We start from the raw sequence: 22,210 nt of genomic DNA, 5'->3' as shown, positions 1-22,210 counted from the left end.
TTTCAAGATAATTGTCAATTCATGACAAAGTTATCGTGAACTTTATACAACAAATACAACCACTAGTTCTTCTCTTTTGAAGAGATAACATAGTTAAGCTAAAGTTGATATTTAGTTTTGATTCTTAGAAATTTTGAGACTAGATACAATTTTACTCGGAATTTTTTCTAAAATTCTAGAAACAAGCATCTCAGGAGTGTCATTTTCATTAATAAAAATTCGCAAATCTCCTTGAGTATATAAAGAACGTCGCTGCTCTAATAAAGAGTTCAACTTACTTGTTAAATCAGTCTTTTTTAAAAGGGGACGGGTTTGATCGTTAGCTAAACGAGCTGTTAATAATTCTACAGAAGCATCTAACCAAATAATTAAACCGTGACGAAGATGACTCCAATTCTGAGAACTTAAGATAACACCCCCTCCCGTCGCAATCACACTTTTGGTACAGGCGGCTACCTCGATAAGTATTTGGCTTTCAATTTGTCGAAAGTTTTCCTCTCCTATGGAAGCAAAAATCTTGTCAATAGGTTCTTGTGTCACTCGTTCAATTAAAACGTCCGTATCAAAAAAACGATAACCTAACTCTTGTGCTAAAAGTTTTCCCACAGTAGTCTTCCCAGTTCCCATCATTCCGATGAGAAAAATATTTATGCCTCGAAGTAACTCTTGCATTTCCCAGTAATTTGACAATTGAAAGTCTACCTCTGTCCAGCTTAGTCTAAAGTTAGACGTTTTAGCGAAGTTAAAATGACTAGATTGAATCTTTACTTTTTTCGTTAATTTGTTAGTTAAAGTACATAATAACCCCACAAAAAACACAAGATTAATTGTGTTTTTCTAAGAATAGTTTCTTTTACGTTGTTTTTGTTTCTCTATTGCTTTCCGTTTACGTTTTTCAGTTGGTGTTTCAAAATGACGGTGTTTTTTCATATCGGTAAAAATTCCAGCTTTACTGACCTGTCTTTTAAAACGACGTAGAGCTGATTCAATCCCCTCATGCTCTCCCAAAATTATTTGGGTCATTATTATATCCTCAGTTAACTGTGTACGATTACTAGGTCGATATGAGTCAATACTAACATTATTGATGGATTTTAAGTAGAACTTATTTGATTAGGCATAATAGCATCATTGAGGTAAGCATTGCTTAGATTTACATTACTTAAATCAATTGCACTAAGATTAGCTGAAGTCAAATTGGTTAAGGTTAAATTGGCTCCTGTTAAGGTTGCCTGAGTAAGATTAACATGACTTAAATTAGCCCCGGTTAAATTAGCCCCTCTAAGATCTGCACCACTTAAATTAGCCCCACTTAAGTTTACACTTCTCAAATTAGCAGCAATTAGATTAATGTTTCTAAAATCTCTTTGTCCAGCGGCATATCGGCTCAGTATTTCTTGTGTCTTCATACAATATCCTCGTTTATCAAGAAAATGCAATATTTTTAACTTTGAGTTCTGATTAATGTTATGTAAACTTTTAATCTAATGATTTTGTGTCTTAAGCAGGGTTTAGCTTTATTCATATTGAGGCATAGATGTGGTCCTAAAGAAACAGAAAGGGTCTAAGAAGTTAAATTCGCTAAAAGTTCTTGTCAATAACTTACGAGAGTAATTCTCATAAGTGCATCTTAGCATAGTCTCTAACATTTCCATAAATTTTAGAGTTCTCTCTATTGATAGATAAATGAGTTCAATAGGCAAGCTTTTAAAAAAAACTAAAGCTAAAATACAATAAAAATCTCCTGAACACTTTTACATGATTAATTTTTAAAATTAACAGTTAGTAGCTTAAATTAAAGCTTAATGTTTTATATTTTATGTTTTTTATTAGATTTTTTTATCTAGTTTTTAACGGTGATTTAACGATATCTGTTAAGTATTAATTTTAAGTAAGTTTAATGTTGTTAAAATCTAAACCTGTACTAATTATTCTCTGTCTTTCAAAAAGATATTTAAATACTTTGAGAAAAGTTATAATAGATGACTATAAGAAGTTTTTTACAAAAAAAATATCTAATCTTTTTAAGGAAAACCCCTTGTGGACAGATTTATTGTAGCTCAGTTTACTTTATTTGCTAATATTTATATACTTCATAAGTTTTCTTTTTAAAAAGACAATTTAAGCATATCATATTTATTTTCCGAACATTTATTTTTTCAATCACATTATTTTCTAAGTTGCAATAATTAATTTTTATAAAAAAAATTAGATAATATTTTTGATATTAAATATTTTTTTATTATTCAATAATCAAGTATTGATCTGAAGTTGAAAATATTAAAATAGTTAACTCTAATCAATTAAATAAGGTTTCTTTAAAAGAAATAACTGCAAAAATAGAAAATAAATATTTTCAATGTTAATTATTTTTTTGTCTAAAATTAAAAAATAATTAACTAGTTATTATGATGTTCAATTTTTATAATTATTTTCCTCAAATTATATTGAGTTTTAGCTTACTTTTATCCTTTCTTGGTGCTTAGTCATTCCTTATTGTACTAATAAGGTTGAAATCCCTAATTTTATTGGATTTGGATTTGCTAATGTTATTAGAACTTTTCTAAAATTTTTATTAGGCTTATCTGACTTAGTATCATTAATGTAGTTAAGTAAAATTAGTACAGATTTTTATCTTTAAAAAACAGTATATAATACTATTAATTAATCAGATTGTGCCCCAATCTATAAAAAATAAAACATTTAAAAAACTCAATAAAAATTAATCTTAATTTATGTCTTAAAGGCAATTTAGTTCACTATCTCAATTTTTCTATTGTCCATACTAATGATATCAATACTATTTGTCGTAAAAGTTATTTATTTACCTATTTTAAGCAATCAAGAAATAACAATTTTGCCCATCAATTACATTATAAGATTTTATTTTTTTAAAATAAAGATTTTAATATATTTTGGTAAAGTTTAAATAGCTATCTTATAAGAAGAGAACAAAAACAAACTAGAGAGTGAATAGCTCAAAAAAAAATTAAAAGTAAATAATTATTTTATGTTAATAAATAATTAATACGATTAGTACACAAAAATATGCTAAATTTCTATTGTTATTTGATTTATAAATTAGATTTTCCAAATATTTATATTTAATTTTTATTAAACAAGTTCTTGTTTTTCTGTACTTCTAAATTTAGTTAAAATATAAAATATGGAGTGCTAAGTAATCTTGGGAAGATATTTCTTTAAATTTAAAATTGTAAATTTTACTAAACTATCTTCACCAAGACACCAATCTAATCGCTTCAATTTAATTATTCATAACTCTCCTTATGTGCGCCATCACCACATAAAACCTGATAATAAAATATGGTTGTAACAGTTAATTAAGTTAATTGTTACACTCAGATGAGTAGCTTAGCTGAATTATACTGTTAATTTCTTCGTATTTGTTATTTTGGGATAAAATAAGGAAAAATCGCAGGATAGCTAATTCCCAGTAAGTTTATAGATATCAACCATTGTGGAGCTATTGAAAAATATTTGTTACAGAAAGTGACTCTTCTTAAAGTTCATAGATTTAAGTCTAAAGATATCAAGTACGATAAATATATTTGTTTAGATTAAAACCTTCCTTATTCTTTCAATCATCAAGTCCTCTTTATTTTGTAACAATCACTATCTTGACCAAAGATATCTCAATCTATTGATTTATCACTGTTAAACAGTGAACATAAGTGAACTCTTTTTTTATCTCTGAAGATTCGTAGTAATTCTGCAAAATATTGTCTTTTAGATTTATTTATAAAAAAAATTGGAATTGCAAATAGCGACACTCTTGATAACTACTATATAAAAAATTAAATATCATAGACTTTATGATAAATATTTACCTCATATTTTAATATGTTTACAGTATCTACTATCTGATAGAATCAAAGTAAAATATTTTTACCTGAATATTAGCTTCTTAAAGCTAACTTTTATCTATCTTAGAAAGTGACCAAAGTAAAATATTAAGATTTACATAAATAAAATCTAGTTTCTTCAATAAAAGTCGTTATTTAAACTACTTACTTGTACATATCTTAGGCAAAAAAGTGCTAGCTAACATATCTTTTTATTTATTAAGAATTTATCTATTATTAGAGCTTATAATTTTTATCTACTTTTATATTTTTGCGAGATTTTATTCCATTGCCTTGCACAATATTTATCTCAAATGTATCAAATATTAGAAATACCTTACTAAATTAAACATACTGAATATGTTTTGAATAAAAGAGCGTATACAGAAGGGAATTATATAAACTTAAATTTTAAGAATTAGTAAATGAAAATACTATCCAAATGATTAATCATATACTTTTTTTTTAAAAAAAACTAAGGTAATTCAGTATAGTCTATTTTAATAACAGAACAGCAAATGACTAGCCTTTTATTTAGTTCTAATTTATTAGAGGCTTTTGAAGATATCTGTGATCTATCTGTTACCCAATAATTTCAAAATTATAATTATTTTCAATATCACTTTAAATAACAAAAACTATAATAAAATTGTCATACTTAATGTCAGCTGTCACAAAAAACAGCTACAATGGACGAATATTCTTGTACTATAAATTTTTGTCTAAAAACTTTTTGAGGCGTTAATGACTATTATAACAAATAATCCTGACAAAGAAAAAGCTCTAGGCTTAGTTCTCAATCAAATTGAACGAAGTTTCGGGAAAGGCTCCATCATGCGCCTAGGGGATGCAACTCAGATGCGGGTGGAAACCATCCCCAGTGGAGCATTAACGTTAGATTTAGCCCTAGGAGGAGGATTCCCTCAAGGACGAGTAATTGAGATTTATGGTCCTGAAAGCTCTGGGAAAACTACCCTCGCTCTCCATGCGATTGCTGAAGTTCAAAAAGCCGGAGGAGTAGCGGCTTTCGTCGATGCAGAACACGCCCTCGATCCTACCTATTCCAATGCGTTAGGGGTAGATATTGGGAATTTGCTCGTTGCTCAACCTGATACCGGAGAATCAGCCTTAGAAATTGTTGATCAATTGGTTAGATCCGCTGCTGTTGATATAGTTGTGATAGATTCTGTGGCCGCTTTAGTTCCCCGTGCTGAAATTGAAGGAGAAATGGGGGACACCCAGGTGGGGTTACAAGCTCGCCTTATGAGTAAAGCTTTACGGAAAATTGCCGGAAATATTGGAAAATCAGGTTGTGTCGTTATTTTTCTGAACCAACTACGTCAAAAGATAGGAATTACCTATGGTAGTCCTGAAGTTACTACAGGAGGAAACGCTCTGAAATTTTATGCCTCAATCCGTTTAGATATTCGCCGTATTCAAACTCTCAAAAAAGGTAATGAAGGAGAGTACGGAATTCGAGCTAAGGTTAAAGTCGCTAAAAATAAAGTCGCTCCCCCTTTTCGCATTGCTGAATTTGATATCATCTTTGGTAAGGGAATTTCTAGCATGGGCTGTATGTTAGATTTAGCTGAACAAACCGATGTCATCAGTCGTAAAGGGGCATGGTATAGCTACAATGGCGATAACATCTCTCAGGGGCGAGACAATGCGGTTAAATATCTTGAAGAGAATCTCAAAATTGCGGAAACTATCGAGCAGCAAGTTCGAGAAAGACTTGAATTAGGTTCTCTCAGTTTTGCTAGTTCCAAAACCGATGAAGAAGAATAAAAAAACTAAAATTAAATAATATTAAAGATAGGGTGGGTAAAGCTCTTGCTCACCTTTCTGGTCGGTAACCTTATTATTCAATAATCATATCAGATGAAGTTATTATTACCGTTATTAATTTTAGTTTTAACTGTTGTTTTTCTTATTCAAAATCAGCAGACTGTAACTCTTTATTTTTTAGGAGTAAGTGCTAATACTGCCTTATTCACTCTAACATTGCCTATGGGAATTTGGGTAATTTTATTTATTGTTTTCGGAATTTTAACCAGTTTGATCATACAATTTCTCAATCATTTTTCTTCATCATTGTCTTCTAGAAACTCTACCTTTCCTCCTCAATCCTCTCAACTCCCAGAGTCCTCCCCTTCTTCAAAAAAAATCGACTGGGGAAAAACATCTCAAAGGAATTGGGGAAAAATAGAAGAAGACTTTGAGGAAGAAGATGGTTGGGATATTGAAGAACCACCGACAAAACCCACATTTATCCGTGAAAAATTAGAACGAAAACTACAAGAGGAGGAGCGGGCAACAGGTTTTGAGGTTCAACAGTCCCCTAGAAAAGCCTCTCGTCAAGGCTCAATTTATTCCTACACATACCGTGAACTCCACGACTCTGAAGACAATTCACTGTTTCAAAAATCGGTTGAACTTCCCCCAAAAAAGCAGGAGACTCTTGAGTCGAAAAATGAAACAGTCGATCAAGTTTATGATGCTAGTTACCGCGTTTTGACTCCTCCTTATCGTAAGGATCAAGAGTCTTCCAATTCTGATCAAGAAGAAGATCAAGATTGGATATAAAGAACTTTGAAAGTTAAAATAGAAATCTGCGTTGCATCCACAATATTATTAACGGAACTGATGAAATCCTATCTTGCTGCAGCTATTCAAATGACTAGTCAGCCTAATCTTCAAAAGAACTTAGCTGAGGCCGAAGAACTAATCGAATTGGCTGTGCGTCGGGGAGCTGAGTTAATTGGACTACCAGAAAATTTTGCATTTTTGGGTAAAGAAGAAGAAAAATTAAAGGAAGCGAAAGTCGTTAACGAAAAATCTCAAAAATTTCTCAAGACTATGGCACAACGCTTTCAAATTACAATTTTGGGGGGAGGTTTTCCCGTGCCTGTGGAAGGGGATTCTACAAAAGCTTACAACACTGCCATCTTAGTGGATTCTTCTGGAACAGAAGTCGCCCGTTATCAAAAAGTTCATCTGTTTGATGTAGATGTTCCTGATGGTAATACATATCGCGAGTCAAGTACGGTAATGGCGGGACAAAATTTGCCTAATATCTATCCTTCCGAGCAGTTCGGTAATTTAGGTATTTCTATTTGCTACGATGTCCGCTTTCCTGAAATTTACCGTCATCTATCTCATCAGGGGGCTGATGTTCTGTTTATTCCCGCCGCTTTTACCGCCTTTACAGGCAAAGATCACTGGAAGGTATTACTTCAAGCTAGAGCTATTGAAAATACCTGTTACGTGATCGCCCCTGCTCAAACTGGAAATCATTACGAACGACGGTATACTCATGGACATGCTTGTATTGTCGATCCCTGGGGGACAATTTTAGCTGATGCAGGACAAGAAGAAGGAATGGTGATTGCAGAAATTGACCCTTTCCGTATTCAACAGGTACGTAGACAAATGCCTTCTCTGCAACATCGTGTCTTTATTTAATATTATTGGTTAGTCCACATAAAGCCGCATAGGCAATGGCAATTGCATCCACACTATCATCAATGGGAAGAAATTCTAACCCAAATAAATGACTTACCATGTGGGCCACTTCTTTTTTGGTAGCTCGTCCGTTTCCTAAATGGCATTTCCAACTCGATTGATGAAGAAAGATCGGCTCGATTTTCACTTCACGATAACTGACTAAATTAACCACTCCTAGAGCTTGCATTACACCACCTGCAGCTTTAATTTTACGGTTAAAATAGGGCATCTCAATAGCAATTCTATTGGGGGTAAATTCTCGGACTAATCCTACTAAATCTTGTTCAATTTCTACTAATCGTTGAGAAGTTGATAAAGTTTTTGAAGTTTCAATAATTCCATAGTCAATCAATAGAGGATGATTTGATTTTGTTTGTTGTAAAATTGCCCATCCCAGAATAGCTAATCCTGGATCAATACCTAACCAAATTAGTTCAGACATAATTAATTTAACGTGAATTTTTTTAAAAAATCATGTTTTATTGTAATCATAAATTAGTATTTATTACATACCATCACAGAGTATTGCAGCAGCTCTTAATCAAGAATTTATGACTTGATGAGTGAAGCTCGCGTTATCAGTCCATTAAGTGTATTTTTCACATAAAATTGCTTACTAAATTTATTTTTTAGAAGAAAAAATACTAATTATTCTGAGGGATATTGCCCAAGAGTAAGTCTTTAAAAAAGCAGTATCTATAGATAATAAGTTAAGATAGATCAAGGTGGTTGTCGCCAATACTTGATAGTTATAAAAAGATAATTGAGAAGATATTTATCTAGAAAATAATCAAAGATTATAGAATGTTACTTTATTAGAGGTTTTATAGACTATTTATATATCCTTAAATAGTTTTAAATAAACTAAAGGAAAACTAGTGATTATAAGTACAGTAAAAAGTTGTTATTTTTTCAAAAAAAATTTTTTCAAAAAAGAAATAATTATTATCGATAAATTTATAAAAACTTAATAAAGTCATTAATAGTTAGATAGATTGTAGATTAACATTATTAAAATAATAAGATCTTGGTATAGACTTTAATAAATTTATATAAATTATATATAGTTTTAGAAGAATTTAGTAAAAATAATTTATCAATTATATTGAAGTATTTAATATTTCTACGATTGAAAGTCTTTTATTTATTCCATCATAGAGTTTTTAATCATAAAGTTCTACTACCTCGAAGATACCTAAAATAACTAAATTATAAAAGGTTTAGATAGAAAAATAATAGTTATAATCCAGGATTAATTCGTCTCATAAAGTCAATTGATAGTCAACAATTCAAGTAAGTAGATAATTTTAATCTATAAAAATTGGTTAGTCAAACTTGGAGTAAATATAGATAGTGTTTACCTTATGTAAGTTTTTGGGAACTGAAGTCATTATTTCTAACTCTCCTAGAGAAGTAAGGATTAAAAAAATTAAGTAGATATTTCTAAATTTAGAATGCTAAAAATTTAATTAAATAACTAAAATTAATTGCACAAAAATTATTTTATATTCTATAAGTATTGAAGAAAAAATGTAGAAATTGTTATTGCAACTAATTGTTTAATTAACATATAGTAAATATTTTTATATATAAATTGTTTTTTAAACAAATAAAGTTAACAGTTAATGTAGTCATACATTACTATATTTCAATTTACATATTTTTTATAAAATAGCAATTTTTAATACTCTTACATACTCTCTAATTATCTATAGATATTTACATAATTAAATCAATTGTTGAAGAACAACCAAGTCTAGGTCACAATAAATGGTACATAAGCCTAAATTAAGTATACCTTACTAATTTCTGACCAAACTAAAGATACTATAAAAACAATAAAGACTAGAAGAATATTAGTTTTAGGTTTTCCCATTGTTGTTTTAAACATAATTTATTATTGTGATGAATAATCTTATTTTTATTAGGGAAACTACTAAACTGTTAAGGGTGAATACGAAAACCTTTTATTGTTGGGAACAAGAAGGAAAAATTTATGCCACGAGAACCGCTGAGAATCGTCGGTTGTTTAACATAACTAAATTGTTTAAATCTTAAGTTGAGTCTGTCTAAAGTTTTTTATACACAAGTGATTGTTCTCAACAACTCCGAAGATAAATCTGTACAAGATGAGATTACCAAAGATTTTAAGAAATGTGATTGACTTATTCAAATCTCAGATCGGAGAAAACCCTAACTAAACAAATATGAAAACTCCTTGAAGCGTTAAAAACTATTACTCGAAACTTTGAAAAATTTGATGAAGATTGAGGTATTCTCTTTGCAAAAGTAAGGTATGTGCTACAGGTTTGCAAAAAAATATTTAGAGATTAACTCTTTCTCCTCTATTGCTATCCCCTCATCGTGTTCCGTTATCTCTACAGTAAGGGTGAGGAAATCCCTCCCCCAGTTATCAGAAAATCCAGACAATTTTTATTTCAATGACGAAATTGTTAGCACTCACTCCTATTGAGTGCTAAATTGACATAAGTAGGGTCAAACCGTCCCGAAAAATATTCACTCAGGACAACCTTGTTCAATTCAAACTAAAGAATTTGGGTTTATGACTCTAAAACTAGTTCTGAGTGTAAAGCACTGCGCATTAAAGTTAAAACATCGGTACAAGTATTGGCATAAACAGCTAACTCTGTACCCTTGATATTTTACAAGTAGGCGTAGCGGCATAGCTCACCTGAAGCTTTCTGAATTAGGTGAGTTGTCAGTATCGAGAGTCACCAAAGTACCTAAGAAAAAATCATGGCAAAAATTGTTTCATTCAGCGATGAATCGAGACGGGCATTAGAAAAAGGGGTTAATTCCCTAGCTAATGCAGTTCGCATTACCTTGGGTCCAAAAGGCCGTAATGTCCTCCTCGAAAAAAAATTTGGAGTACCCCAGATCGTTAACGATGGAATTACCGTCGCCAAAGAAATTGAGCTCGAAGATCCCTTAGAAAATACAGGAGCTAGACTTCTTCAAGAGATAGCCTCCAAAACTAAGGAAGTGGCTGGAGACGGAACCACAACTGCTACTGTTATTGGTCAAGCCTTAATTCGGGAAGGGTTAAAAAATGTTATTGCTGGAGCCAACCCGGTTGCCTTACGGCGTGGCATTGAAAAGACTACCGCTTATCTTGTCAAAGAAATTGAATTAGTGGCTAAACCCGTCAAGGGAGATGCTATCGCTCAAGTGGCTACTATCTCGGCTGGTAACGATGTCGAAGTCGGCAAGATGATCGCCTTAGCGATGGATAAAGTCACCACTGATGGGGTGATTACTGTGGAAGAATCCAAGTCCCTAACTACCGAATTAGAAGTGGTGGAAGGGATGCAAATTGATCGTGGTTATCTTTCTCCTTACTTCATCAGTGATCCTGAACGGCAACTGGTAGACTTTGAAAAACCTTTGATCCTGATTACTGACAAAAAAATCAGTGCAATCGCCGATCTAGTTCCCATCCTTGAAAATGTTGCTCGCGCCGGAAGTCCTCTACTCATAATTGCAGAAGACATAGAAGGGGAAGCCTTAGCTACCTTGGTTGTTAATAAAGCTCGCGGAGTTCTCAATGTAGCAGCTGTTAAAGCTCCTGCCTTTGGGGAACGCCGTAAAGCTGTTCTTCAAGATCTTGCCATTCTCACTGGTGGTAGCGTCATTTCTGAAGATGTAGGGTTAAGTCTTGATTCGGTTTCTATCGATATGTTGGGACAAGCCGCTAGAGTGACTATTGAAAAAGATAACACCACTATTGTTGCTAGTGGCGAACATAAAGCAAAGGCTGCCGTCGAGAAACGGGTCGCCCAACTTCGTAAACAACTAGAAGAAACTGACTCTGACTACGATAGAGAAAAACTTCAAGAACGAATTGCGAAATTAGCTGGAGGTGTAGCCGTTATTAAGGTGGGAGCCGCCACTGAAACGGAACTAAAAGATCGCAAACTTCGTATTGAAGATGCCCTTAACGCAACTAAAGCGGCAGTCGAAGAAGGTATTGTTCCAGGGGGAGGAACCACTTTAGTTCACTTAGCTAATAAGATTGCTGCATTCAAGGCGACTTTAACCAACCCTGAAGAGCAAGTGGCAGCCAACATCTTCATCAATGCCTTGGAAGCCCCTCTGCGTCAATTAGCAGATAACGCTGGAGTTGAAGGGTCAGTTATTGTTGAAAGCGTCCGCAACACAGAGTTTAATGTGGGTTATAACGCTATCACAGGCAAGCTTGAGAATATGATTGAAGCTGGTATCCTTGACCCCGCCAAGGTTGTTCGCTCTGCTTTACAAAATGCCGCTTCTATTGCTGGCATGGTATTAACTACTGAAGCGTTAGTGGTTGAGAAACCAGAACCAGACCCCCCAGCAGCTCCTGATATGGGCGGCATGGGCGGCATGGGCGGCATGGGCGGCATGGGCGGCATGGGCGGCATGGGCGGCATGGGTATGATGTAATTCCCTGAGCCCTCAAGGTTTCCCATCTTACATAATTTTCTAAAGAGAGATGTTCTTTTGAATGTCTCTTTTTCTTTGTCCAAAAAAACACAATTAATTTTTAAATTTTTTTAAAAAAAACTTAAAAAATGTTAACTAGTGATTAACCGTCCCTTAAAGTTGATTGCTAAAAAGTCTCTTGAGCAAGGTTTGTTGTGTTATCAAGGAGAAGAATAGGAGAAACGTTAGTATAGTGGGGACAACTCTTTATCTTTCATTTGTTTTTGTACTAGTAGTCCCTATGGAAGTTCCTGTAATTGGTAAGTTAAACAATCCACTCCCTCTGATTTTAGCCCTGATGACTGGGGGCATCATCTTGGTTGGTGGTATGACCTACAAAATCGTTGAAACCCCAACTGCCGAAATTGAACTGAATGACTTAACCGTTCTGGTCAAACGGGAAACCTTGGCAGTAGAAATTGAAGCAAGTGGAACACTCGAACCTATTGAGAGTGTTAATCTTAGTCCGAAAAATCCAGGGAGACTACTGAAATTATTGGTACAACAGGGAATGTCTGTTAAACAAGGGCAAGTTCTCGCAGTCATGGAAAACACAGAGGTTCAAGCCGAAGGAAAACAAGCTCAAGCGAATTTTCAAAAAGCGGTCGCTGAACTCGAAGCAGCTAAAATTACTATCCCTAGTGAAATTAACCAAGCTCAAACCCGACTTATTCAAGCTGAAGCTCAACTTGAAGAAACTCAAGCGAATCTAGCACGAGCTCAACAGAGAATCCCAAGATATATTGAACAAATTAAGGCACAAATATTGGCTGCTCGTTCTCGTACTCAATTGGCAGCTTCGCGCGTCAAGCGCAATGAAGAATTAATGAAAGAAGGGGCAATTACCCACGATAGTTTTGATGAAGTGATTAGCGACTATCATAATGCCGAAGCAAATTTGCTCGAAATTACTCAACGGCTCGAACAAGCCCAAAACACAGCTAACCCAGAGATTAGTCAACTACAACAGGATATTATCCGATCTCAAGCTGCCGCCACTGAAGCAAAAATTGCTTTTGAAGAACGAAAAAAAACAGCTCAGGCTGAAATCAGTCGCCTAGAAGCTTCTGTCACTGCCGCTAAAGCAGAATTAGAAAGAAGGATGATTCAATTCCAAGACACAGCTATTCGCGCTCCTTTTGACGGAATTATCACCCGAAAATATGCTAATGTTGGCGCATTTGTCACCCCAACTACCTCGGCACCTACTTCCATCTTGGCTTTGGCGCGAGGGTTAGAAGTAGTAGCCAAAGTTCCAGAGATGGATTTGGGGATGTTAGAATTAGGACAGCCGGTAAAAGTGATTGCTGATGCCTATCCTGATAAAATGTTTCAAGGAAAAGTGATTCGTATTGCCCCAGAAGCAATTATTGACCGCAACGTCACTTCCTTTGAGGTCACTGTCGGGTTGGTGACAGGAAGAGATGAACTTAAATCTAAAATGAATGTAGATGTTACTTTTTTAGGAAAGCAACTGAGTAATGCTCTAGTGGTTCCCACGATAGCTATCGTTACCCAAGAAGGGAAAATGGGAGTCATGGTTCCTAATCAAGACAATAACCCTCAATTTAAACCTGTTACTATCGGTATGGTTTTAGATAAAAAAACCGAAATTCTTTCTGGGTTAAATGCAGGAGATCGAGTTTTTATTGATATTCCTTCTGATAAGAAAGACGGAAAATCTCAATCTTAATGACCAGAGTTTGAAGTATGACTAGGTTCTGCTAAGCAATGGAGTTATGACTTGTTAACACAACAATAGTAGTTTGAGACTTCTGATATTGATCATTTGTCCACACATTGTATTGTGTCGAGCTCAAGTATTAACTATTAACTATTCATATGAATTTTATAGAAAGTTTTAAAATGTCAGTAGCTATGTTAGCTGCTAATAAATTACAAACTAGCTTAACCATGCTAGGGATTATTATAGGCAATACTTCCGTAATTGCGACTATTGGTTTAGGACAGGGATCACAAAAACTTGCTAACGAACAATTAAAGTCTTTAGGTCCTAATATTCTGTTTGTTATGCCAGGTAATCAAAAAAGCCGTCGAACAACCTTTAATGTTCCCAAAACACTTGTTTTGGAAGATGCACAGGCTATTGCTTCCCAAGTATCTACCATCAAGGCAGTCGCCCCAGAAATTAGTCAACGTCAGTTAATTTCTTATAGAAATCAAAACACTAATGTCACCCTTGTTGGAACGAACCCTGAATATTCATCCGTCCGAGACTTTCCAGTGGCAACAGGACGGTTTATTAACCAAATTGATCTTAAACGTAATCAACGAGTAGCTGTAATTGGTTCAGAAATTGCTCAGAATTTATCTCTTTTACGTTATCCCATTGGGGAGAAAATTCGGATTAACAATATTAGTTTTGAAATTGTCGGAGTGATGGAACCTAAAGGGTCTTTTTTTGGGATTAACCAGGATGAAAGTATTATAATTCCCCTAACAACTATGGCCAACCAAATTGTCGGGCAAACTTCCCCTTATGGGGTAGCTTTAAGTGTAATTCATATAGAGGCGAAGAGTACAGATACTGTTCGCGCCGCTAAATTCCAAATTGAGAATTTACTACGCCTGAGACATAAAATTACGACAGAAGATGATTTTGGAGTCCGAACTTCTAAACAAATGATGTCTATTGTGGAAGTCATTACTTCAGGATTAATGATTATGTTAGTGGGTATTGCAAGTATTTCTTTAATTGTTGGTGGTATTGGTGTGATGAATATTATGTTAGTTTCTGTGACCGAACGCACCCCAGAAATTGGACTTCGGAAGGCATTAGGCGCAACCCATGGAGATATTTTAATTCAGTTTTTGATTGAAGCGATCATTATTGCCATTTCTGGAGGAGTTATTGGGATTATGTTAGGCGTTAGTATTTTAATGTTAGTTGGCGTGATTTTTCCTTTATCTCCTGTCATTGCTTCTGAAACTATTTTTCTATCTTTAGGTATTTCTGGGGGAATTGGTTTAGGTTTTGGGGTAATTCCAGCACAACGGGCAGCTAAACTTGATCCTATTGTTGCTTTAAGAAGTTTTTGACATACCAAGAAACTTAGGCAATTTCTAAAAAAATATAAGATTTTACTAAGCCTGTTACGTAACAATAAAAAATATAAAGACAAAGTTTAATTGTTAGTAATAAGCTTATAAATATACTTTTTTTATAGAAAAAATAATAGTATTTTTTTATTTAAATCAAATTATATTAAGCTCAGTATTTTTACTTAATTTATACCTAAATTTTCAATTTAGTTCGAGCAATAAAATTATAAATATAGAAGAATTTACTATTGACTCTATTAGATTTTGAATGAGATAGGAATAGTTTGAGTATTTTTTAAAAAATACTCAACAGTAACTTGCATTTACTGTAATTCAAATAACAGGGAAATTTATCAAAATAATGGATTAACTATTCAGATATTTACCTTGAGCAGAAAAGGCAGTTTATCCCAAGATAAATCTTTGTCAGATAAAAATTAATCAATATGAAAAAAGTTCAAATAAGAGTTCAGCTTTTTTAAAAAGAACATATCCAGAAAAATTTAATAAAAAAGTTTTCGAAGAGCTTTTAAATAGAAATATTAAGAATGTTATCGAAAGCAATAAAGTCAGTTAAAAAGAAATAGAAACAATGATTAAATATTGCACTTGCTGAATTAAGACTCTGAACAGTTCACGACGGCGATAGTTAGACATGATATAGTTTAAGAGTATTTGTCCATCTTGCCACTCATTTGATCAACCCAATTCCTCATCTATATTCAAGCAACAGGGCTAAAAAATTTATTGTCTTAGCTATTCGCCACGACCTACTAGAAGTAGTTTTGGAGTACACATACTGACTAACAGCAATTTTTAGATAACTCAGATTTAGACTGTTGGGGAGACAATTTCTGGTAAGTTAACTACATAAACTAACAACCACCTCTCCTTAAGAGAACCCATTGTTGATTGGTAGTCAGTAGATAACCCAGTCAAAAAACTTTACTTTAGATCAACCGTTTCTATGAGAAGGACTAGATCATCAATGGGAGCAGGGACAGCCATATCCGAAGGTAAAAAAGCACGAATGCTCACGAACACTAGGGCAACTAAAAATATCAGGACAATAAGAAAAGGAGCAACATATTGGCGAAAAAATGTCATGGTTATGGGTTAAACAGGTCAAAATTTAAAAATAGAAAGAGCCTATGCTTGATTAAAATTACAAGTGTCAACCATAGAATGGTTGCCACTTATTTTATTTCATTGTTCTCTCGATCATATCTTAAAACGGATAGGAAAAGGACAATTTGTTCATGTTTATGGTGCTATTAATCGTCAAATAGGAAGATTCATTGCCCTTAAAAATCTCTATGCTTAATGGTTTTCTACCCATACATTTTTGTGAGAATTCTCCTGTTTAGTTCAGTCTACGCCAGACTAATATCGTGTACTGTTTAGACGGTCAAATACCATAGCACAGGGCGTCATATACTGACGGTTTACCTTGAAGGAAGAACTTTACAGGGTTTAATGAATGTAGAAGATAAACTGGGCTTACAACACCACTTCAACTGGATTATTGATGTCTTATTAGGTTCAGAACACGCCCACCAACGTCAAATAATTTATTGTGGTATTAAACTAGGAAATATTTTATTCAATTTGACGGCTCAAAAATAGACAGCAATGATTCGCATTTTTGGTATTGCTCGTCTGATTCGAGAGGCGGAAAACTGCAGTGAAGGAGAAAGGTACATCAGCTCTTTTGCTCATATAGCTGCTAAAAGCACTTATGATAACTATTTATATAGAGCCCCCTCCATTTTAGTAGCGATTTTACTTTATGAAATAATCGGAAGAGGAATATCCTCTTCCGAACTTCCTCGGAGTTTAATGCTAACCTATCTTAACTAACTAGTCACTATTACTGCTTAGATTCCTAAGTATTTGAGAGTAGTTATTCAAAATATATTATATAAGTTATTCCAGCAACGTTTTGCTTTAGTCCAGAAAGCGCTAACAGTATTGTGTTATTTAGCTAATTTGTTCGATTGTAATCCCTCAAACAGACTTTAAGTCTTTTGTCCCTCTTGGTCAGATTTAATAAGGTTAAGCAACTGGATAAAACTGCCTTAATTGCTTCCATTTTTTACTTAAATATTGTGTCTAACTAAAGAAACATAATTTTAAGAAATTACGGTTTGAATGAACTTATAAAAAAACACATAAAAAAAATTTTGGATGTATTTTGTCGAAAAAAGTAACTTAGGAGTTACGCACTAACAGATGAACTAAAATATATTTTGTTTTTAGACATACGATAAAATGATTGCTTAAAAATAAAAGGAGAAAGACTAATAAGATAGAGGAGATTGTTAAAATGGAGAATAGTTATCGTAACTATCTTCAGGTAATCGACAGTTAGATATTATTTAATCTTCTATAATTAATATTTAAGTACTTAACCTAATTTTAGGCTGTAAATATTTATCTCAGATATTAGAAAATATATATCATGACTAAGAATATAGGTTTGATGCTATAAATAGCTGAAATTTGATAAGTCTCAATAAGAAAAAGAGAGTAACAGTCAGTTAAAACCCTGTAGATAGAAAAAAAATAAGACTATTTTTTTAAAGTATGGAAAAGTTTAGATATAGAAAACCACTGTTAAAAACGATGTTTTTATATTTTTTATTAAACGGAGAGAAACTTAGATTAAATTAGTATCAGTCTATTTCTTAAGTTAAAAAGAATTCATTAGATTATTAGATTTGACTACCGAGTCCTAAAGTGATTAGGTATATTCAACAAATTTATAGTCAAAAAAGTCTTAGGCAATTTCTACTCAATTTTTTAGTATTTTGCAAGCTTTTATCAAAGTTAGAATTAATGAGAGTTAAGAAGTCAACTGAATAATTGGTACTAAAATCAAGAATCATTATTTTTTTAAGCAAACTTAACTTTGTTTAATAGCATAAAAACTTAAATTTAATCTACTTTTTTTAAAAAAAATCTGGTTACTATTTAGCAATTTAAAGCAATTTTTACTTACCCCAATATATGGGGACCACTTTATCTATTCTATGCAGTTATTATTTAATAATTTTTTTTAAAAAAGTACTAATTTAACCAGCTTTTTCTTTTGTATTTCCACATTTTACAGCGTAGTATCTTTCTCCTTTAGGACCATAACTCTGTATATAAAACTCTATTTGAGAATAGAGTTTTATATACAGATATTCTTCTATCTTTAGCAATTTATTCTGTTTTCTACACTTATCATTTAAGTTTATTTATTTCTTAATAAATAAGTTTTTTTTATATTATTCTTAATTTTTAGTACGTGTAACCTATACACCATTAAGTGATATCTTTGCCCCATAATCGAGCGATCTCTATTTTAGTTTTAGAATCACTTTGCTAAACAAAGAACTTAAAATTATGTTTTTTTTAAGTATGTCCTACTTATTTATGAGTAGTTGCTGCGTAAGCTCCTGTTTTGCCGTTTTTAACCATAAATTAGAAGTATTGTAACTAAGTTAAAATAGACAACAGACCTCAATTTTGTTGTGTTTTCTTTCTACTGTTTCAACCACTTTTTGAAGTAAATGATAACCATAAGGTGTCAGCATAATTGACAGTACTCACTTGAGTATTTTATTACTTCTTGACTGATTATAAAACTGTCTTAACATTTGTTACTATAAAATTAGTAGTTTGAGTTATTTTGCATATTGAGAAATTGAGTGAACTCTGGCTGAAATAAAAGTTTAATGGGACCAGTTGGTCCATTTCGGTGTTTTGTAATAATTATCTCTGCAATTCCCCTATCTACAGTGTCAGTATTATAATATTCATCACGATATAACATCATAATTAAATCAGCATCCTGTTCAATTGCCCCGCTTTCTCTTAAATCTGACATCATAGGACGTTTATTATTTCTTGTTTCAACAGCACGACTTAACTGAGATAAAGCAACAACAGGAACATTTACCTCGCGGGCTAACCCTTTTAAAGAACGGGTAATTTTAGACAATTCTTGAGTTCGATTTTCACTTCCTCCCCCTTCCATTAATTGTAAATAATCAATTAAAACTAACCCTAAGTCTCCCTTTTGTTCTGTTTTTAAACGTCTTATCTGAGAACGAATTTGCATTACGGTTATGTTAGCAGCATCATCAATGTAAATGGGCATTTCTGATAGATTTCCTAGGGCCAAACTCAGCTGTTCATATTCATTTTGGACAAATCTTCCCGTCCGCAAACGATTCCCTTCAATTTTGGACTCAGCAGCCAATAATCTTAGAGAAAGTTGTTCTTTTGACATTTCTAAACTAAAGATAGCTATAGGTAGCCTACTATTTTTGGCAATATTAGTAGCCATCGCTAAGCCGAAAGCTGTATTATGTACACAAATGTCATTAGCAACAAAATTATGAGTCTCAGGAATAGTTAAATCATAGACTTGTTGTTCACCAGTATATTCAATTGAGGTAATTTCGTCCCAATAAACCTCACTTGTTACTAGTCGCTCCAAAGATAAATCATCTAAAGTCAAAGCTAATTTCGATAGTTCATTTCGTGATAATGCTGGTCTATGAAAATGAAGATTATCATAGCTTTTAATTCCTGCTATTTTTGCTAGACCTGTCCGGACTTTGTTCTCTTTGGAAAAGGCTATTTGTTGCAAAATTTCCATTGAAATAAGGTCGCAATTAGCTTGATATATTTTTTTAAATAAAGCTTTTTTAGCTAAGTCAATTACTTTTTCTTGTCCAAAAATTCCTATCTTATCAACAAATATTTTAATTGATTGAGCATCAGTTATATTAATTTGCCAGGTTATACTATAGTGACTTTTATTTTTTAAAAATTGTTTTTTTAGACTAGTGACTATACCAAACCTTAGTAATAAATGTTGGATTTTACGGGCTAAATTTTCACTTAATGAACAATAACCCAGTTGAACTTGTCCATTTCTAAAAACAGAAATCCATCCATCAGTAGCAAACAAGCGATTAAGAAACAAACTTAATAGTTGGGGCTGTAACTTAAAAATAATTGATGGGATAGTTTTATTGTAAGCATTTCTACCCCATAACCCTAATTTTTGCAACCAAGTCTTTAACGAATTTTCCCCATCATTGCTAATACTAGCTATTTTGTAATAAGCGAATTTCTGGAAATCAAGTTGTAAAATTCGACATAGGTTATCAAAATTTTTTTTGTCTGGAACACAATTTCCCTGCTTCCAATCATAGATCAAAGAAGAATGAACTTTTAATAAATCGGCTAATTTTTGATCAGACAAATTATTAGATTCAATTATTTTTTTAAGATAATCTGCAAAGATTGTGCGATGAATTCTAGTAGATTCTAAATCTTCTATTATATAAAAAGTTGAATTTCTTGTCTCTCGTGAAGTTTTGCGCTTTACTTTTACTCCTTTAAAATTAGTTATAGATTGAACAAAATCTTCTTGCAGTAAAGGATTATTATTGGTGAATAAAGGATAATTTTTAGTTAAACACCCACCACCTATTAAATAGGCTAATAATTTAACTTGGTGATTGGGAAGTGTTCCAGTTCCAAAAATATTAATTTTTCGAGGAATAGCAATTTTGTCGCCTAGTTTTAGTTGCGAAAGTTGCTGCCATCCTTGAATAGTTAAATAAGGATGGGTTAAGGTTGTTTCAATATAACGTCCTAGTTTAGTAGTTACTCTAAATACTGGTTTTATACCATCATCTATAAAATTAGATGGATCAGTTATCCTAAACTTCCAATCTTTATTTAACGTTAACAATTGACCCTGACGACGATGATAAATTTCTTCTATTGTTACTAAACTACCGTCAGCTAAAACAATTTCTGAATTAGCTGCTAAACATTTTCCCATAGAAGGCCGTCCCGCAATAATAATTAAATCAGAACGCTGTAAACCTCCTGTCATAGCATCTAAATCATAAAAATCAGTTTGAATTCCAGGTAAAGATATTTTTTGATGACGTTTTTCTAACTCGCTGTAGGTTTGTACTAAGGTATCAGCAATAGGAATTAATCCTTCTTGAGGACGCTTTTGAGTTAACCTAAAAATTTTCTTTTCTGACTCATCTAAAATTTGGTCTAATTCCTTAGTGGTTTCAAATCCTAATTCTACTATTTCATGTCCGGATGAAATTAATTGACGGCGTAGGTATTTCTCCATTACTAGTACACCATAACGGTCGATATTGACTGCCGAAACTGTACGATCTAACAATTGCATTAATTTATCAATGCCGCCTACTTTTTCTAGTAGTTGATGATCTTCTAGAAAACTTTTTATCGTTAACAAATCAACTGGTTTTCCTTGAACGTAAAGCTTCAACGCTGCTTCATAAATTTCTTTATGAACTGGGACATAAAAAGCATCTGGGGTAATTAAATCTATTATCCGCCCCATAGCATCTCGATCCAGTAAAATACCGCCTAAAATGGATTCTTCTGCTTCAATATTTTGGGGAGGTAGGGCATTGTTAGTAACCATAAAGTTACGGCTTTATAAATCTGGGGTATTAAGAGACTGAATCATTATACTATAACGATTACTTTCTACATCTAACCAATGATATTAACCTTTCATAAAAAAATTAAGCTAGACTTAAATAAGTTAACATAGATATTGCTATGTATAATGGTTTCGTTTTTAACGGGAAAACTGTATTATATAAATTTTGTAAAATACTGGATAAAAATAGACTATATATAGTTAGTAATACGGTGATTTTACTTTATTATTTATTTTTTTTTAAAAAGTGAGAATAAATTTAAAATAAGTAATTTTTTGCGAAAACTTATAATAATCAAATATTATCGATACAGCCAGAATTTCTTTGTATAAAATATTTGTATATATTTTATTTTGTTTATTAATTGTAGATTGATTTTGAAAATTTCATAAATAATAAAGTTTCAAAAAACTAGTCTATCAGAAGTTAGTTAAGTTCCTAGATATCTATACAGAAATTGTAGTTACTTACCGTTAATTATTTAAATAATATCATAATTTTAAAAATTTAATCAATCATAATTATGATATTTTATTGACTACTATAAATCGTTTTTTCTTAATAAAGACTTGGCACAAAAATATACAATTTTCAGAATTAAATCATAAATTGTCTAGTAAATATTGCACTAATGAGTAATAGTAATTTTTTTATATTTAAAATTTAATTATACTTGGAATTTTTATCTAACAGGTCCAAAAAAATTGGTTTTCCTAGACCTGCCGCATTTTGTGTGGCATTTAAATTTGCAATAGATTCTTCCAATCTTTTTGATTTTATCTCTTTAGATAT

15 protein-coding genes are annotated in these 22,210 nt (G+C 32.5%); 9 read left to right on the top strand and 6 right to left on the bottom strand.

The features are described 5' to 3' along the window. Positions 1 to 111: 111 nt before the first annotated feature. The 3 genes from RGRSB_RS09465 to RGRSB_RS09455 form a co-directional block, all read right to left on the bottom strand. Positions 112 to 672 (bottom strand): shikimate kinase, encoded by a 561-nt coding sequence (locus RGRSB_RS09465; protein ID WP_119261041.1) that lies wholly within the window; start codon positions 670 to 672, stop codon positions 112 to 114. A gap of 165 nt (positions 673 to 837) precedes the next feature. Then, complete coding sequence (rpsU, locus tag RGRSB_RS09460; RefSeq protein WP_044106680.1) at positions 838 to 1,023, bottom strand: 30S ribosomal protein S21; 186 nt, start codon at positions 1,021 to 1,023, stop codon at positions 838 to 840. A 71-nt stretch (positions 1,024 to 1,094) separates the two neighbouring features. Then, on the bottom strand, positions 1,095 to 1,409 hold the full coding sequence (locus RGRSB_RS09455) for a pentapeptide repeat-containing protein (protein ID WP_119260831.1): 315 nt from the start codon (positions 1,407 to 1,409) through the stop codon (positions 1,095 to 1,097). Between the two features lie 3,198 nt (positions 1,410 to 4,607). Here RGRSB_RS09455 and recA point away from each other — a divergent pair. From recA to RGRSB_RS09440, 3 genes are all read left to right on the top strand, one after another. Next, complete coding sequence (gene recA / locus RGRSB_RS09450; protein WP_119260830.1) at positions 4,608 to 5,651, top strand: recombinase RecA; 1,044 nt, start codon at positions 4,608 to 4,610, stop codon at positions 5,649 to 5,651. 93 nt (positions 5,652 to 5,744) lie between these two features. Further along, a complete protein-coding gene (locus RGRSB_RS09445) occupies positions 5,745 to 6,449 on the top strand; it encodes a LapA family protein (protein WP_119260829.1) in 705 nt (234 codons plus the stop codon). A 60-nt stretch (positions 6,450 to 6,509) separates the two neighbouring features. Next, positions 6,510 to 7,328, top strand: a complete 819-nt coding sequence (locus tag RGRSB_RS09440; RefSeq protein ID WP_119260828.1) for a carbon-nitrogen hydrolase family protein — start codon at positions 6,510 to 6,512, stop codon at positions 7,326 to 7,328. On the opposite strand, the gene RGRSB_RS09435 is transcribed toward RGRSB_RS09440, so the two are convergent. Next, positions 7,321 to 7,812, bottom strand: coding sequence for a crossover junction endodeoxyribonuclease RuvC (locus RGRSB_RS09435; RefSeq protein ID WP_119260827.1), 492 nt, complete (start codon positions 7,810 to 7,812; stop codon positions 7,321 to 7,323). The two genes, RGRSB_RS09440 and RGRSB_RS09435, sit on opposite strands and share 8 nt — an antisense overlap. Positions 7,813 to 10,127: 2,315 nt before the next feature. Between RGRSB_RS09435 and groL the strand changes: the two genes are divergently transcribed. The 3 genes from groL to RGRSB_RS09420 all read left to right on the top strand — a co-directional run bounded on the left by groL (position 10,128) and on the right by RGRSB_RS09420 (position 14,912). After that, complete coding sequence (gene groL, locus RGRSB_RS09430) at positions 10,128 to 11,813, top strand: chaperonin GroEL (protein ID WP_119260826.1); 1,686 nt, start codon at positions 10,128 to 10,130, stop codon at positions 11,811 to 11,813. Between the two features lie 280 nt (positions 11,814 to 12,093). Next, positions 12,094 to 13,545 carry an efflux RND transporter periplasmic adaptor subunit gene (locus RGRSB_RS09425; protein WP_119261040.1) on the top strand — a complete coding sequence of 484 codons (1,452 nt, stop codon included), beginning with the start codon at positions 12,094 to 12,096 and terminating at the stop codon, positions 13,543 to 13,545. A gap of 149 nt (positions 13,546 to 13,694) precedes the next feature. Beyond that, entirely contained in the window at positions 13,695 to 14,912 is a 1,218-nt protein-coding gene (locus RGRSB_RS09420; RefSeq protein ID WP_119260825.1) for an ABC transporter permease, read from the top strand. Between the two features lie 948 nt (positions 14,913 to 15,860). Here the strand turns inward: RGRSB_RS09420 and RGRSB_RS10280 are convergent. Continuing rightward, positions 15,861 to 16,022, bottom strand: a complete 162-nt coding sequence (locus tag RGRSB_RS10280) for a hypothetical protein (RefSeq protein WP_172582099.1) — start codon at positions 16,020 to 16,022, stop codon at positions 15,861 to 15,863. Between the two features lie 64 nt (positions 16,023 to 16,086). Here RGRSB_RS10280 and RGRSB_RS10275 point away from each other — a divergent pair, with 64 nt between their 5' ends. The 3 genes from RGRSB_RS10275 (at position 16,087) to RGRSB_RS09415 (ending at position 16,775) form a co-directional block, all read left to right on the top strand. Then, on the top strand, positions 16,087 to 16,239 hold the full coding sequence (locus RGRSB_RS10275) for a hypothetical protein (RefSeq protein ID WP_172582098.1): 153 nt from the start codon (positions 16,087 to 16,089) through the stop codon (positions 16,237 to 16,239). 152 nt (positions 16,240 to 16,391) lie between these two features. Beyond that, complete coding sequence (locus RGRSB_RS10270) at positions 16,392 to 16,541, top strand: hypothetical protein (RefSeq protein ID WP_172582097.1); 150 nt, start codon at positions 16,392 to 16,394, stop codon at positions 16,539 to 16,541. A 6-nt stretch (positions 16,542 to 16,547) separates the two neighbouring features. Beyond that, complete coding sequence (locus tag RGRSB_RS09415) at positions 16,548 to 16,775, top strand: hypothetical protein (RefSeq protein ID WP_119260824.1); 228 nt, start codon at positions 16,548 to 16,550, stop codon at positions 16,773 to 16,775. Between the two features lie 1,798 nt (positions 16,776 to 18,573). Here RGRSB_RS09415 and dnaB read toward each other — a convergent pair. Next, positions 18,574 to 21,396: a replicative DNA helicase gene (dnaB, locus tag RGRSB_RS09410; protein WP_119260823.1), complete on the bottom strand. Its 2,823-nt coding sequence runs from the start codon at positions 21,394 to 21,396 to the stop codon at positions 18,574 to 18,576. Between the last annotated feature and the right edge of the window lie 814 nt (positions 21,397 to 22,210).

The organism is cyanobacterium endosymbiont of Rhopalodia gibberula (genome assembly GCF_003574135.1).
Classification (GTDB): Bacteria; Cyanobacteriota; Cyanobacteriia; order Cyanobacteriales; family Microcystaceae; genus Rippkaea.
The sequence above is the reverse complement of the archived record's forward strand: the minus strand, read 5'-3'. Positions and strand labels throughout refer to the sequence as shown.

What these genes read in the sequence shown, in the direction of transcription:
- RGRSB_RS09465 (WP_119261041.1), bottom strand. Translation starts at nt 672, where the DNA reads ATGCAAGAGTTACTTCGAGGCATAAATATTTTTCTCATCGGAATGATG.
- rpsU (WP_044106680.1), bottom strand. Translation starts at nt 1,023, where the DNA reads ATGACCCAAATAATTTTGGGAGAGCATGAGGGGATTGAATCAGCTCTA.
- RGRSB_RS09455 (WP_119260831.1), bottom strand. Translation starts at nt 1,409, where the DNA reads ATGAAGACACAAGAAATACTGAGCCGATATGCCGCTGGACAAAGAGAT.
- recA (WP_119260830.1), top strand. Translation starts at nt 4,608, where the DNA reads ATGACTATTATAACAAATAATCCTGACAAAGAAAAAGCTCTAGGCTTA.
- RGRSB_RS09445 (WP_119260829.1), top strand. Translation starts at nt 5,745, where the DNA reads ATGAAGTTATTATTACCGTTATTAATTTTAGTTTTAACTGTTGTTTTT.
- RGRSB_RS09440 (WP_119260828.1), top strand. Translation starts at nt 6,510, where the DNA reads ATGAAATCCTATCTTGCTGCAGCTATTCAAATGACTAGTCAGCCTAAT.
- RGRSB_RS09435 (WP_119260827.1), bottom strand. Translation starts at nt 7,812, where the DNA reads ATGTCTGAACTAATTTGGTTAGGTATTGATCCAGGATTAGCTATTCTG.
- groL (WP_119260826.1), top strand. Translation starts at nt 10,128, where the DNA reads ATGGCAAAAATTGTTTCATTCAGCGATGAATCGAGACGGGCATTAGAA.
- RGRSB_RS09425 (WP_119261040.1), top strand. Translation starts at nt 12,094, where the DNA reads ATGGAAGTTCCTGTAATTGGTAAGTTAAACAATCCACTCCCTCTGATT.
- RGRSB_RS09420 (WP_119260825.1), top strand. Translation starts at nt 13,695, where the DNA reads ATGAATTTTATAGAAAGTTTTAAAATGTCAGTAGCTATGTTAGCTGCT.
- RGRSB_RS10280 (WP_172582099.1), bottom strand. Translation starts at nt 16,022, where the DNA reads ATGACATTTTTTCGCCAATATGTTGCTCCTTTTCTTATTGTCCTGATA.
- RGRSB_RS10270 (WP_172582097.1), top strand. Translation starts at nt 16,392, where the DNA reads ATGAATGTAGAAGATAAACTGGGCTTACAACACCACTTCAACTGGATT.
- RGRSB_RS09415 (WP_119260824.1), top strand. Translation starts at nt 16,548, where the DNA reads ATGATTCGCATTTTTGGTATTGCTCGTCTGATTCGAGAGGCGGAAAAC.
- dnaB (WP_119260823.1), bottom strand. Translation starts at nt 21,396, where the DNA reads ATGGTTACTAACAATGCCCTACCTCCCCAAAATATTGAAGCAGAAGAA.